The organism is Sphingomonas montana, from assembly GCF_001956315.1.
Lineage (GTDB): Bacteria > Pseudomonadota > Alphaproteobacteria > Sphingomonadales > Sphingomonadaceae > Sphingomonas_R > Sphingomonas_R montana.
On the sequence record NZ_KV887141.1, the window covers coordinates 100,835 to 114,049 of the forward strand.

The window sequence follows — 13,215 nt, forward strand, 5'->3', positions numbered from 1 at the left end:
CGACACCGATGGCGGAGCGTCGAGCCATCGGGGCCTCGCGCGCTGACCCGCTCTTCTATCCATCCAAGCCGAGTATAGTCGAGGCACTACCCGAGCGGAGCCGACGCGCGCTGTCGGCTTTTCGGCTTCGCTCGGGTCGGACGGGGGCGTGTTGAGTGATCCTGCCGCAGATCGTTGCGCAGGGTTCCCGACGGGCTTGAACCGCGCGGTGCGGCACTACGCGCGACGGTCGCGTCTCAGCCGTCCGGATGGTCGCCGAGCCGGAAGATCGTCTCCATGACGTGCCAGCTGCCGTCTGCGCCGGCGGCGGGGATCGGTTGCTGGAACTGGCGCATCCGTTCAACCCACGCGACCACCGCAGGGTTGGCGGCGTCGGCGGCCGCCTTGCGATCCGGGTCATAGTCATCGTTTGCGTCGATGACCATGAACAGCCGGGTGCCGGCGCGATAGATTTCCATGCCGTCGATGCCGGCGGCGCGGATCGACCGCAGGACGGCAGGGTCGGTGCGGCCGACCCTGTGCCAGTCCTCATATTCCGCGATCAGGGCGGCGTCATCCACCAGGTCGAGTGCCAGGCATATGCGCGTGGTCATGCGTTGGTCCACCCGCCGTCGATGACACTCGCGGTGCCGGTGGTGTAGGACGACAGGTCGCTGCCGAGGTAGAGCGCGAGTTCGGCAATCTCCTGCGCGCGGCCGAGCCGACCCATGGGTTGACGCGCGACGAAGTCCGCGCGTGCCTTTTCGGCGTCGCCCGTCGCGGCGAGCCGCTCGTCGAGCGAGGGGGACTGCACCGTGCCGGGGCAAATCGCGTTGCAACGGATGCCGACCCCGACGAAGTCCTGTGCGACCGACTTGGTCAGGCCGATCACCGCCGCCTTCGATGCGCCGTAGACGAAGCGGTTGGGCACGGCGATGATCGAGCCGGACACCGACGCCATGTTGACGATCGATCCGCCGCCACGCGCGATCATGCCGGGCAGGAAGGCGCGGATCATGCGGTAGGCGGAGCGGACGTTCAGATCGAACGATATGTCGAAATCGCTTTCCTCGGTGGTGAGGATGGTGCCCGCGTGGACGAAGCCTGCGCAGTTGAACAGGATGTCGATTCCGCCGACCGATTGTCCGAACGCGGCGATGGCCGCGCCGTCGCGTAGATCGAGCGTTACGGTTTCGCAGTTTTCAAGCGTCGATAGCGCATCGGCATTGATGTCGGCGGCGATGACGCGTGCGCCTTCCGCCGCGAAAAGTTCGGCGGCGGCGCGGCCGATGCCTTGAGCGGCGGCGGTGATGACGGCGGTCTTGCCGGCGAGGCGCATGGGAATATCCTTCTTCAATCGATCGGGGAAACAGGAACCGGGGTGTCGAGACGGATCAGGCCCTGATCCTTCAGGTCGCGCCAGAGCGCGGGCGGAATTGCGGTCGCCATCAGCGTAACCGCCTGCGATACCTGGGCTGCGCTGCCCAGGCCCGGAATGACGGACACGACCTGAGGATGGGCGAGCGGCAGTTGCAACGCCGCCGCGGCGAGCGGTACGCCGTGCGACGCGCACAGGGCCTCGATCGCGCCGACGCGCGCAACGATTGCCGCGGGTGCGGGCTGATAATCATAATGGAGTTCGCCGCCGTGGCGGACGCCCTTGGCCAGGATGCCGGAATTATACGGGCCACCCAGCACGATCTTCACGTCGCGCCGCACGCACAGCGGCAGGAAGCTTTCGAGCGCATCCTGTTCGAGCAGGGTGTAGCGCCCGGCCAGCAGCACGACGTCGATATCGGCGACGGCCATCACCTCCTCGCATATCCGGGTCTCGTTGACGCCGAGGCCGATCGCCCCGACGGCGCCGACGGCGCGCAACGCGTGCATCGCGCGGTAGCCGCCGTCCATGAATTCGGCAAAGCGGCGCGGATGGTCCGCGCCGTGCGCCATCCGGCCGAGATCATGGGCATAGAGGATGTCGATACGGTCGCGCCGGAGCCGTACACGGCTCGCCTCGTAGGACCGCATGACCGCATCGTAGCTGTAGTCGAAGATGCTTTCGAACGGTTCGGGGGTGACGAACGCCTGGCGCGGGAGGGACAGATCGGTGCCCGGCGGCACGGCGTCGAGCCGGCGGCCGACCTTGGTCGATACAATCGCCGCTACGTCCGGATCGAGGCGCGCGAGCGCGGAACCGACGCGTTTCTCGCTGAGCCCGAAGCCGTAATGCGGCGCGCTGTCGAAATAGCGCAAGCCTGCGTCCCAGGCACATTGCAGCGTGGCAGCCGCATCGACATCGGGCATCGCGCGGTAGAGGTTGCCGACGGACCCCGCGCCGAAGCCCAGCCGCCCGAGCGCGTTCCAATCGACCATCGCGCCTGCATCCTCAACCAACCGTGCCGTCAGTCAAAGATCATCATACGTCATATGTCAATGCCGTAGAAGGCCCGTGCCGCGCCATCGAACAGTCGCGCCTGGTGTTCGGGTGTCGACGGGCCGATCAGGTCGCGCGTGGCGGCGATCCAGTCCGTGTAGCGGTCGCCGGCGTGGCGCAGTACGGGCCAGTCGCTGCCCCACATCAGGCGATCCCCGAAACTGGCCACCAGGTGCGCAACATAAGGGCGAAGCGCCGCATGGGGCTGGCCCGGCGATTGCTCGGTCCGCAGCCCCGACAGCTTGCACCAGATGTTGGGCAGGGCGGCGAGCGCCGCGATCTCGTCGCGCCAAGGGTCGAGACGGCCGGCCGCAACATGCGGCTTGGCAGCATGGTCGATCACGATGGGGAGGTCAGGCCAGCGCGACGCGAACCGGTACAGCACAGCCAGGTGCCGCGGTTCGACCAGCGCATCGAACCTCAGGCCGTGCGCGATCATTGCGTCGATCGCGGGAGCAAGGTCTGTGCGGAGCATCCATTCGGTATCGCCGATCCCCTGCAGCATCGGGCGCAGGCCACGCATCCGGGGGTGGCGGGCCAGTGCGGCGATCCGGTCGGTCGCATCCGGGTGCGACAGGTCCACCCAGCCGACGATCGCGCGGATCAGCGGGTCGTCGAGCGTCAGCATCCAGTCCGTATCGCGGTCGTCCGCCTGCGACTGGACGAGCACGCCGCCGGCCAGATCCGGCGTCGCGGCCTCGGCGATCAGGTCGTGCGGCAGGAAGTCTTGGTGGAGCGCCGGCCAAGCGGCATCGGGCCAGACCTGGCCCGGCCCGCCGATCCGCCAGAAATGGATGTGGGCATCGGTGATCCGCATCGCGGGCGGTCGGATCAGCGGCGCGGCTTGCGGGCGGCGCGGCGCCGGGCCCACGACGATTCGATGTGGTCGCGCATCGCCTGGCACGCCCGGTCCGGATCGCCCGCGACGATCGCGTCGTAGATCGCCTCGTGCGCGGCATGCGTCTGGCGAACATGTTCCACGTTCAGCTTGCCGTTGTAACCGTGGTTGCGCAGCGCTTCGGCCTGCACGCCGTCGATCACCGCCTTGCTGAGCTTGTCGCCGGAAATGCGCATGACGATGTCGTGGAATGCGACGTCCTCGTGCACATAGGCGGCGGGGTGGGGGATCAGCCGGCCCAGCTTGGCCATCTGTTCGGTCAGTTCGGCGATCTCCTCCGGCGTACGACGCTGCGCCGCCTTGCCCGCCATCGCGCCTTCGAGCAGTGAACGAATTTCCGACACGTTGTCGAGGTGGGCCAGACCGTCCTCACGCTGGAACAACGCGCTCAGGATCATCGGATCGAGCATGCGCCAGGCACCCGCATCGCGCACGATGGTGCCGCGACCCTGTTGCGACACGACCAGCCCTTTCTCCGTCAATGCCATCGTCGCTTCGCGGATGACCGTGCGGCTGACCTCGTAGATGTCGCCGAGCATGCCTTCGGGCGGCAGGGCAGTGCCGGCGGGGTAGGTTTCGGTCACGATCGATTTCACGAGATCCTCGACCACCGCCTCGGCAAGTCGCGGACGACGGCGGATACGGAGCGCTTCCGCAGGCGGGATGTCGGTCATCAGCGGCGCGTATCACAGAAAGACGACGACGCTGACCGTAATGTCGCGCGGTCGACACCGGATCCAACGCCATCTTGCCAAGAAGAGAGATAATACATATTATGTTTTCTGCGTCACACGGCAAGCCGCCGCGGGGGAGGACTTCGATGAAAGTAACCGGCTATCGCAGCCTTGTCACCTCGCATGATTGGGGACGACCGGTCGGTGACGTTAACGGCGTAGTGGCATCCGGCATCACCGAGGTGCCGATCCTGATTCTGGAAACCGACGGCGGACTGGAAGGCGTGGGGCTGGGCCAGCATATCGATATCGACCGCGTGTTCGGCGCGGTCGAAGGGCAGGATCCGCGCGCCGCCCCGGCGCTGTACGACAGCATGTTGTCGCATGTGTTCAAGACCGGTCATGCCGGCATGACCTATGGCGCGATCGCCGCGCTCGACATGGCATTGTGGGACCTGAAGGCGAAGATGGCGGACGAACCGTTGTGGCGGACGCTGGGCGCCGCCGACCGTTTCGTCCGCGGCTATGCATCCGGCCTGTGCTACGGGCTGGACGACGATGCGTTCGACGCGCTGTACACGCGTTGGGCCGCGCGCGGTTTTGCATCCGCCAAGATCAAGGGGGGGCGCGATGTGACGCGCGACATCCGCCGGTTGAAGCGCGTTGGAGCCATCATGGGCGCCAACAGCATCGCGCCGGCGTTGATGCTGGACGTCAACGAAAGCTGGAACTGCAAGCAGGCGATCCGCCATCTGGACGAGATCGCGGCGGCGGGCATCGACCTGACGTGGATCGAGGAGCCGGTCCGGCGCTGGGATGCGGCCGGGCTGGCCGCGGTCGCGCGCGCCGCACGCTGCGCAGTAGCCACCGGGGAAAACCTGACGGGGCTGGAGCAATATGGCCCGTTGCTGGATGCCGGGGCGGTCGACGTGGTGCAGGCAGGCAGCGTGTGGGGCATCACCCATTTCCAGCGGGTCGCGATCGCCGCACATGTCCGCAACCTGCCGGTGTCGCCGGTCGGCTATGACGGTAACCCGATTGCCCATGCCGCGGCGGCCGCGCCGAACATGATCGGCATCGAAATCCAGGACCTGAACTGGCCGACCGGGCTGCGGATCGATCAGGAGATCGCGGACGGCGGCATCGTGTTGGGCGATCGGCCGGGGTTGGGCATAGTAGTCGACGAACCGCAGATCGCGCGCGACCGCGCCGCGGGCAGTTGGGGCACCAGCGGCGGACCGCATCGCCGCCCGTCCGAAGCCGGGTTGCGGCTCGTCCCCGATGCGGGTGTGCTTTGAGCGTGGCGGCGACCGGACCGGCCTATGTCGTAGGCGCGGCGCGGTGGCGGCTGCAGATTTCGCTGATGGTCAATTTTTTCCTGTTGATGGCATTGTACAGCGGCGTGCTGGGCGTGTTGCTGCCCAACCAGATCGCGGCGCTGGACGCGGGCAACAAGGCCAACAACCTCGCGTTGCTGTTCGCGATTACGTCGATCTTCTCCACGCTGTCGACACCGATCGCGGGCGCATTATCGGACCGGACGCGCAGCCGGTGGGGCCGGCGCGCGCCGTGGATCGCGATCGGATCGCTGTTCGGGTCGCTCGCCCTGTTCGGCGTGTCGCTGATGACCAGTTTCTGGTCGCTGATTGTACTGTGGGTGATGGCGGCGGTCGCATACAACGCGATGCAGCCGGCGATGATGACATTGATCGCAGATCGGTTCGCGCCGGACGTGCGCGGCGGCATATCGGGCATCGTGGGGGCCGGCATGACGGCCGGACTGACCGCCGGAACCGTGGTTGCGGGGTATCTGGCGGGTCAGGCGATGCTGGCCTACGGGCTGTTCGCGGCCGCCGTGGCGGTGTCGGGGCTGGCGTTCGTCCTGGTGAACCGTGAGCCGTCGAGCGCGGCGATGCCGGCCCGGCCGACCAACTGGCGTCAGTTCCTGCGCGGTTTCTGGATCAGCCCGCGCGAGCATCCGGACTTCGCCTGGGCATTCCTCAGCCGGTTCACCATCTATATGGGGTATCAGGCGGTTGCAGCGTATCTGCTGTATATTCTGCGCGACTATATCCGGCTGGGCGATGCCGAATCGAACATCGCGATCGCCAACATGGCAATCGTGACGCTGGTCTGTCTGGTCGCATCTTCGCTGCTGTCGGGCTGGCTGTCGGACCGTATCCAGCGGCGCAAGCCGTTCGTGATCGTCGGCAGCCTGATCATGGGATGCGCGATGCTGGCGCCGCTGCTGCTGCCGTCGATGACGGGGATGTGGACCTATGCCGCGGTGATCGGGGTGGGATACGGCATGTTCATGTCGATCGACATTGCGCTGATGACGCAGGTGCTGCCGCAGAACACCGATGGGGACGCGGGGCGCGACCTGGGCGTGCTGACCACCGCAGTCAACATTCCGCAGATCATCAGCCCGGTGATGGCCGCAACGCTGCTGGGCGTGACAGGCGGCGATTATCGCGCGATCTTCATGGTGGCGATCATGTTCGTGTTCGGATCCGCGCTGTGTATCCTGCCCATCAAATCGGTCCGATAAAACATAATACGTATGATCATAATTTGACACTGCGGCATGTTTGTGATGCAAGGGAGCAAATAAAAAAGGGAGAGGGTATCATGGCGTTTCTACCTCGTTGCGTTCGCGCGGGCCTGCTGGCTACCCCCGCGCTGGGGGCGCTGATCTGGGCCGTGCCAGGCATGGCGCAGGCGACCGATCCGGTGCCGGAGCGGACATCGCAGGGTGCCGAACTGCCGGCCGAGCCGATCGCGGCACCCGCCGCCGATCCGGCCGACCAGGAACAGGCCATCGTTGTCACCGGGATCCGCGCCGCGGAACGCGCGGCGATCGACATCAAGCGCCGTTCGGTCGCGGTCGTCGATTCGATCGTCGCGGAGGAACTAGGTAAGCTGCCCGACGGCAATGTCGCGGAATCGCTGCAACGGGTGACCGGCGTTACGATCGAACGTAATCGGGGCGAGGGCCGGTTCGTCACGGTCCGCGGGTTCGGGCCGAAATTCAACGCGGTCACGGTGAACGGCCGGACGCTGGCGACCGACAATGTCGGGCGCGAATTCTCGTTCGACGTCTTGCCGTCCGAGATCATTTCCGGCGCGGACGTTTACAAATCGCCGCAGGCCAACATCAATGGAGCATCGATCGGTGCCACGGTCGACGTCCGCACGCTGCGCCCGCTCGACCAGAAGAAGGGGTTCAAGTTCGCCGGCGCGGCCGGCGCCATGTGGTCCGAACTGGCCGACACGTACAATCCGGACGTATCGGCGGTCGGCAGCTGGAAGAACGATGCGGGCACGTTCGGCGTCGCGCTGGCGGGTGTCTATTCCAAGCAGAAGAACCGGATCGACGAATTCACGATCGGTGCCGGCCATGTGTTCCGGTCAAGCACGGACAGCTATTATAATCTGGCCGGGGTGCGCGGCGGGCGCATCGGCCCGGGCGTCGCGCCATTCACGCGCGTATCGATGCCGTCGAACCTGTCGCCGTTCTTCTTCGAACGCGAGCTGACCCGGTACGGCGTCAATGCATCGGCCCAGATGCGGCCGAGCGACAAGCTGACCGTCACGATCGACGGGCTGTATTCCAAGGCGCGGTTCGTGGAACAGCAGACCGGACTGGCGTTCGATTTCGCCGGCGGCGTGCTGGCCGAACAGGTCGTCGAGAATGGCGAGGCGGTGTTCCAGCGCTATACCGGCGGGTTCGTCGATCAGATCATCCAGTTCGACGACCGCGACGTGACGACCGACCAGTTCGGCATCAACGTCGACTGGCGGCCCACCGACACGCTGCGCGTCAAGTTGGACGGATCGCTGTCCAACGCGCGGCGGCGGGGGCAGGAGAACAACCTGTTCACCACCATCCGCCGCAAGAACGTCAATCTGTCGTTCGACCGGCGCGGCGGCAGCCCGATCTACCAATATACCTTCGCCAGCCCGAACTACGCCGATGCGGCGACCAATCCACAAGGGTTGACCGCGCATTATTATATCTGGGGCGGCGGATCGGACATCGACGACGAGATCGAGGAATATCGCGGCGATGTGGAATGGAAGCCGGGCAACGGACCGTTCACCTTTTCTGCCGGCGCGCTGGCGCAGAGCCGGATCAAGACGATCAACGCCAACGAGACGTCGTTCGCCGAACAATGCGCCTATTGCGATTCGAACCGGGTGTTGCCGCCGTCGCTGTTCCAGCCGACCAACCGCAATTTCTTCCAGGGGGGCGGACCCGACAACATCCTGCATGACTGGCTGATCTACGATCCGCTGGCGCTGGTTAAGACCATCGACGGGTTCGCGGCCCAGGACGGTATCACCTTCAATCCCGCGGTCTTCTCACCTGCGGCATCGTCCGTGGTCGATGAAAAAGTCAGGATCGGCTATGCGATGGGCGCGCTGGAAACCGAGGTGGCGGGCATGCCGCTCGCGATCAATGTCGGGCTGCGCTACGAGAACACCGACTATACGTCGTCGGGTGCGTCACGCACCGTCACCAGCGCGCGGCCCAACGGGGCCGGGCAGAACATTGTCGTCGTGTCGCCGGTCGTGCCGATCAGTTTCCGCGGCAAATATGACGACTGGCTGCCTTCGCTCAACGCGCGCTTGTCGCTGACCGATCGGTTCCTGCTGCGCCTGGCCGCATCGAAGGTCATCACCCGGCCGACATTGTCCGACCTTTCGCCGCGCCAGACGATCCAGACCAACCCCGGGAACGAGTCCATCCGGCGCGGCAACCCCGATCTTCAGCCGTTCCGCGCGAAACAGGTGGAGTTCGGCGGGGAATGGTACTTCGCGCCGAATTCGCTGCTGAATGCCGCGGTGTTCTACAAGGATATCCAGTCGTTCGTGACGTTGGTCACATCGACGCAGTTGGTCGACCAGGTCAATTTCCAGGTCACCGTGCCGGGCAACGGCAAGGGTGCGACGGTCAAGGGGTTCGAGATCGGATACCGCCAATCGTTCGATAACTGGTTGCCGGCACCGCTCGACGGGTTCGGCGTGCAGACCAGTTTCAACTATACCAAGTCCAACGCCAATTATACCAACACGGTGGCGAACGTATCTTACGGGCTGGAGGGGCTGTCGAAATATTCGTACAGTGTCGTCGGTTTCTATGAAAAGTACGGAATATCGGCACGGGCGGCCTACACATATCGTGACAATTTCCTGCAGGTCGCATCGGGGCGGAATGGCGAGCCGGAATATTTCGATGCGTACGGCCAGCTAGACGTCAGCCTGTCCTACGATTTCGGATCGCACCTGACGGTCTTCGCCGATGCGGTAAACCTGAACAACACCAAGGAGTTCATCTATTCGGTGAGCGAGAACCGGACGAAGGAATATCGCAAGACCGGGCGGCGGCTGTCGGGGGGCGTGCGCGTCCGCTTCTGAACCACGGCCCGCTGCGGACGCTACCGCGTCCGCAGCGGTGTACCGGTCACGGCAGGGTCGTGATCATGCCCAACGCGACGGCGTGACCGTCGCGGCTGTCCAGGACGGCGTTGCGCGGCGCCTGTGACACGATCCCGTCGAGAATGGCCCCGTCGACCTGGCGCAACGCCACGACCGGGCGTTCGTCGGGACGCTCGGTACGCAGGCTGATGTCGCGGATCGTCAGGCGGCGGGCATGGCGGGCGTAGAAGCCGGCGCCGGGCAGCGTGCCGAGGTAGGTGACCTCAAGGCTGGTCGTGCGGCGATATTCCGGGTCGCGTTCCGCGTCGCCCCGCGTGCCGCCGCCCTGCGCGACGATGGCGATGTTGCGGAACGTGACGTCCTCGACCGGCGCATCGGCGATTCCCTCCACCCCGCACGGAAAGCGCATCCGCGCGCCCGATATGGCGATCGCGTCGAACCGCACGCCGCGGATCCGCCCGACGGTCGTGCCGCGCGGTGCGCGCAGGCGGGCGCCGTGATGGACGAACAACGGGTGGTTGACCGGGTCGCGGATCGTGATGTCGGAGACCGACACGTCTTCCAGCGTACCGCCGTCGACCACACCCATCAGGATGCCGCGGCTGTTGGTACAGATGCAGTCGCTGATCCGGATGCCGCGGAAGCCGCCATTGCTTTCGGTGCCCAGCTTGATCCGGCCGAGCACCCCAAGCTTGTCGGGCGATTTATAGTCGGACAGGCGGTAGCTGCCGTCGAGCACGGACCCCATCGCATAGCCGCTGGTCTTGCAGCCCGAGATCAGCACGTCCTCGCATGGCACCGCACGGCCCAGCGCGTAGCTGCTTTTCAGGACAATCGCGTCGTCCTTGGGTGCGTTGACGGTGCATCCGGTGATCCGGACGTCGCGGCAGGCGTCGATGTCGATCCCGTCGCGGTCGGTGTCGATCAGCAGGTTCGTCACGCGCAGGTTGGTGCAGCCATGCGCCATTACAGCGAAATGCCCGGCCTGGAGGATGGTGAACCCGTCGAGCCGGACGTTGCGACAGCGCATCAGCCCGATCGTCTTGTTGGCGCGCCCGACCTGCAATCGCTCGGCCGCATCGCGCAGCGCCAGTTCGCGCGGGGACACGCCGAGTGCGGCAGCCGATCGCCAGTCGGGGCGACCATGCCAGCGGTCACCGGGGCCTTCGCGATCGAGGCCCAGCCCATGCAGCATGCCGGGGCCGAGGATCGCCACGTTCGACACGCCGTCGCCGCGGATCAGGCTGTTGTGGACATGGGTGATCCCGAAGTCCTGATACTGCTCCTCCTGGTAGTTTTCGGGCGGGTCGTAATGCGCGCCGTGGATCGCGGGATCGGCCGCCACGATGACGGCGCCCGCCGACAGGACCAGCGCGATATTGTCGCGCAAGCGGAGCGTGAAGCAGAGGTAGCGACCCGCGGGCACGATGACCGTGCCGCCCCCGCGCCGTGCCGCCGCGTCGATCGCACGGTTGATCGCGGGACTGTCGATCGTCGTCCCGTCGCCGCGCGCGCCGTGGCGGCGGACATCCTCGAACAGGCCGGCCGCGACCGCCTGTGCCCGATCGGGCAGGCCGCCGGCGAGCAGTATGGCGCCCGCGCCGACCAGCGTGGCGCGACGGGTGGGGGGCACGAACAGGGACATGGATGCTCTCCCGCGGACGGCAGTCTTGCTACTGCGCCATACATAAGACATCATACGTTTGTTGACGATGCTGTCCACTGCATCCGATACCGGGCATAAACGCCAAGGAGCAGGATCGATGAACGTTGGTGCCCCACGATCGCCGTTGCATGCGGCCGGCCGCGTAGTCATCGCTACGGCGGGTCTCCTGGCGAGCGGCAGCGCGTGGGCGCAGGCGACGATCTTCGTATCGCCCACCGGTGACGATCGCGCGCCGGCAAGTGCGACCCGGCCGGTGCGGTCGCTGGAACGGGCACAGGCGCTGGTCCGTGCGGCGAATGCGCGCGGCGACGTGACGGTGATCCTGGCGGACGGCACCTACCGGCTGGACCGGCCATTGCGGTTCGGTGCTGCGGACGGCGGGCAGGCGGGCCACCGGGTGGCATGGCGCGCCGCGGCCGGCGCGCGGCCGATGCTGTCGGGCGGCATGACGGTGGCGGGGTTCCGGCTGCACGACGCGGAACGGCGCATCTGGGTCGCCGACGTGCCCAGGGGATTGGACGCGCGGCAACTATGGGTCGACGACCAGCTGGCCGAACGCCCCTGGATCGAGATCAAGGCCGCCGACGTCGCGTTCGCCCGCAACGGGTTCGACATCGTCAATCCCGCGCTTGGCTATGTCGCGGCCGTCAAGCGGCCGGACCGGATGGAATTGGAGGCGACGGGGTTCTTCACCGATCGCTTCTCCCCGGTGCGATCGATCGCGGGCCTTACGGTGACGATGCAGCAGCCGGCGTGGGACAATAATAGCTGGGGGTTCGATACGGTCACCCAGCCGATCTTTCCGGCGGACTCGCGGCTGTTCCTGCGCAACGCGCTGGAATTTATCGGCAAGGCCAATGACTGGCACGCCAATCCCTATCAGTGGTTTCTCGATCCGGAGGCCGGCAAACTCTATTTGCGGATCGCGCAGGACGACGATATCCGGCGGCTGAACGTCGTGCTGCCGCGGATGGAGGCGCTGGTGTCGATCGCGGGCACGCCGGCGGTGCCGGTCGAGCGGCTGAGCTTCACCGGCCTGCGCTTTTCGCACAGCAGCTGGCTCGGGCCGTCGCGGCCGACCGGTTATGCCAACCAGCAGAGCGGCGCGTTCCTGTCCGAGGTGTCGCCGATCCGGCCGGCGGCGGCATGGCAGACCTGCGGCTGGGGGTGCGTCGAGTTCGAATCGATGCGGCAGCGCTGGAGCCAGATGCCAGCGGCGATCCAGGTCGCGGCGGCACGCGACATCCTGTTCGACCGCAACGTCTTTACCCAGATCGGCCAGATCGCGCTGGGCATCGGCAACGACGCCAATGCGAACCTGAGTGGCGTGGGATTGGCCACGGCTGGGGTCCGCGTGACGCACAACCGTTTTGCCGTGCTGTCGGGCAGCGCGATCATGGCGGGCGGGGTGCGGGTCGAGGCGCATCACCCCGGCAACCCGGCGCTGATCAACCGCGATCTGGTGATCGAGGACAATGACGTCGTCACCGTCAGCCAGGACTACAAGGACAATGCCGCCATCCTGACCACCTATGTCAGCGGCACGCGCATCGCGCATAACGACATCAGCGATGCGCCCTATGACGGGATCGCGGTCGGCTGGGGCTGGGGGTATAACGACGTCGGCGGTAATCCCAATTATGCCGAGAACCAGAAGGGGTATGTGCACAACATCCGCTACGCCACGCCCACGACATTGCGCGACACAGTGGTCGAGTATAATCGCATCCACGGTGTGAAGACGTGGTTCATGGATGGCGGCGCGATCTACAACCTGTCGGCAAACCCCGGGGCGGTAATCCGCGGCAACCATATCTTCGACATCGACGGAAAGATCGCAATCTACCTGGACGAGGGAAGCAAGCATTTCCGCGTCACGGGCAATGTCGTCGAAACGCGCGGCAAGTGGCTGAACATCAATACGGCGGGCAAGATGTACAAGCGACGGATCTCGACGGACAATCTGGCAACCGGCAACTGGCATAGTTCGAGTGGAACGGGCGGGCGCTGGCTGGCGGAGATCGACAATGTCGCACGCGACAATGTGCTGGTCCCGGATCGCGCCTGGCCGGCGGCGGCGCAGGCGGTGATCGCGGGGGCGGGTGTCCGCCGCTGATCGCGG

Annotated in this window: 10 protein-coding genes; 4 read left to right on the forward strand and 6 right to left on the reverse strand. The window is 66.0% G+C overall.

Annotation, left to right across the window (positions count from 1 at the left end):
* Positions 1 to 236: 236 nt before the first annotated feature.
* Genes BKY59_RS02530 through BKY59_RS02550 form a run of 5 tightly spaced genes read right to left on the reverse strand, consistent with a single transcriptional unit; the run spans position 237 to position 3,985 of the window.
* Entirely contained in the window at positions 237 to 593 is a 357-nt protein-coding gene (locus BKY59_RS02530; protein WP_076068526.1) for an L-rhamnose mutarotase, read from the reverse strand.
* Positions 590 to 1,318, reverse strand: a complete 729-nt coding sequence (locus BKY59_RS02535) for an SDR family oxidoreductase (protein ID WP_076068527.1) — start codon at positions 1,316 to 1,318, stop codon at positions 590 to 592. Before BKY59_RS02535 ends, BKY59_RS02530 begins: the two co-directional genes overlap by 4 nt.
* A gap of 14 nt (positions 1,319 to 1,332) precedes the next feature.
* The gene (locus tag BKY59_RS02540; RefSeq protein ID WP_076068528.1) at positions 1,333 to 2,352 is read right to left on the reverse strand and encodes an aldo/keto reductase; all 1,020 of its coding nucleotides are present in this window, start codon (positions 2,350 to 2,352) and stop codon (positions 1,333 to 1,335) included.
* Between the two features lie 50 nt (positions 2,353 to 2,402).
* On the reverse strand, positions 2,403 to 3,230 hold the full coding sequence (locus BKY59_RS02545) for an amidohydrolase family protein (protein WP_076068561.1): 828 nt from the start codon (positions 3,228 to 3,230) through the stop codon (positions 2,403 to 2,405).
* A gap of 14 nt (positions 3,231 to 3,244) precedes the next feature.
* On the reverse strand, positions 3,245 to 3,985 hold the full coding sequence (locus BKY59_RS02550) for a FadR/GntR family transcriptional regulator (RefSeq protein ID WP_076068529.1): 741 nt from the start codon (positions 3,983 to 3,985) through the stop codon (positions 3,245 to 3,247).
* Positions 3,986 to 4,206: 221 nt separating this feature from the next.
* Between BKY59_RS02550 and BKY59_RS02555 the strand changes: the two genes are divergently transcribed.
* The 3 genes from BKY59_RS02555 to BKY59_RS02565 all read left to right on the forward strand — a co-directional run bounded on the left by BKY59_RS02555 (position 4,207) and on the right by BKY59_RS02565 (position 9,406).
* Positions 4,207 to 5,283 (forward strand): enolase C-terminal domain-like protein, encoded by a 1,077-nt coding sequence (locus BKY59_RS02555; RefSeq protein ID WP_240499924.1) that lies wholly within the window; start codon positions 4,207 to 4,209, stop codon positions 5,281 to 5,283.
* Between the two features lie 2 nt (positions 5,284 to 5,285).
* Positions 5,286 to 6,536 carry an MFS transporter gene (locus tag BKY59_RS02560; RefSeq protein WP_240499928.1) on the forward strand — a complete coding sequence of 417 codons (1,251 nt, stop codon included), beginning with the start codon at positions 5,286 to 5,288 and terminating at the stop codon, positions 6,534 to 6,536.
* Positions 6,537 to 6,616: 80 nt separating this feature from the next.
* Positions 6,617 to 9,406 (forward strand): TonB-dependent receptor, encoded by a 2,790-nt coding sequence (locus BKY59_RS02565; RefSeq protein ID WP_240499925.1) that lies wholly within the window; start codon positions 6,617 to 6,619, stop codon positions 9,404 to 9,406.
* 46 nt (positions 9,407 to 9,452) lie between these two features.
* Here BKY59_RS02565 and BKY59_RS02570 read toward each other — a convergent pair whose 3' ends face one another.
* Positions 9,453 to 11,072 (reverse strand): rhamnogalacturonidase, encoded by a 1,620-nt coding sequence (locus BKY59_RS02570; RefSeq protein ID WP_076068532.1) that lies wholly within the window; start codon positions 11,070 to 11,072, stop codon positions 9,453 to 9,455.
* A 118-nt stretch (positions 11,073 to 11,190) separates the two neighbouring features.
* On the opposite strand from BKY59_RS02570, the gene BKY59_RS02575 reads away from it, so the two are divergent.
* The gene (locus BKY59_RS02575; RefSeq protein WP_076068533.1) at positions 11,191 to 13,209 is read left to right on the forward strand and encodes a right-handed parallel beta-helix repeat-containing protein; all 2,019 of its coding nucleotides are present in this window, start codon (positions 11,191 to 11,193) and stop codon (positions 13,207 to 13,209) included.
* The last annotated feature ends 6 nt before the right edge of the window (positions 13,210 to 13,215 follow it).

What these genes read in the sequence shown, in the direction of transcription:
- BKY59_RS02540 (WP_076068528.1), bottom strand. Translation starts at nt 2,352, where the DNA reads ATGGTCGATTGGAACGCGCTCGGGCGGCTGGGCTTCGGCGCGGGGTCC.
- BKY59_RS02570 (WP_076068532.1), bottom strand. Translation starts at nt 11,072, where the DNA reads ATGTCCCTGTTCGTGCCCCCCACCCGTCGCGCCACGCTGGTCGGCGCG.
- BKY59_RS02575 (WP_076068533.1), top strand. Translation starts at nt 11,191, where the DNA reads ATGAACGTTGGTGCCCCACGATCGCCGTTGCATGCGGCCGGCCGCGTA.
- BKY59_RS02565 (WP_240499925.1), top strand. Translation starts at nt 6,617, where the DNA reads ATGGCGTTTCTACCTCGTTGCGTTCGCGCGGGCCTGCTGGCTACCCCC.
- BKY59_RS02535 (WP_076068527.1), bottom strand. Translation starts at nt 1,318, where the DNA reads ATGCGCCTCGCCGGCAAGACCGCCGTCATCACCGCCGCCGCTCAAGGC.
- BKY59_RS02530 (WP_076068526.1), bottom strand. Translation starts at nt 593, where the DNA reads ATGACCACGCGCATATGCCTGGCACTCGACCTGGTGGATGACGCCGCC.
- BKY59_RS02550 (WP_076068529.1), bottom strand. Translation starts at nt 3,985, where the DNA reads ATGACCGACATCCCGCCTGCGGAAGCGCTCCGTATCCGCCGTCGTCCG.
- BKY59_RS02545 (WP_076068561.1), bottom strand. Translation starts at nt 3,230, where the DNA reads ATGCGGATCACCGATGCCCACATCCATTTCTGGCGGATCGGCGGGCCG.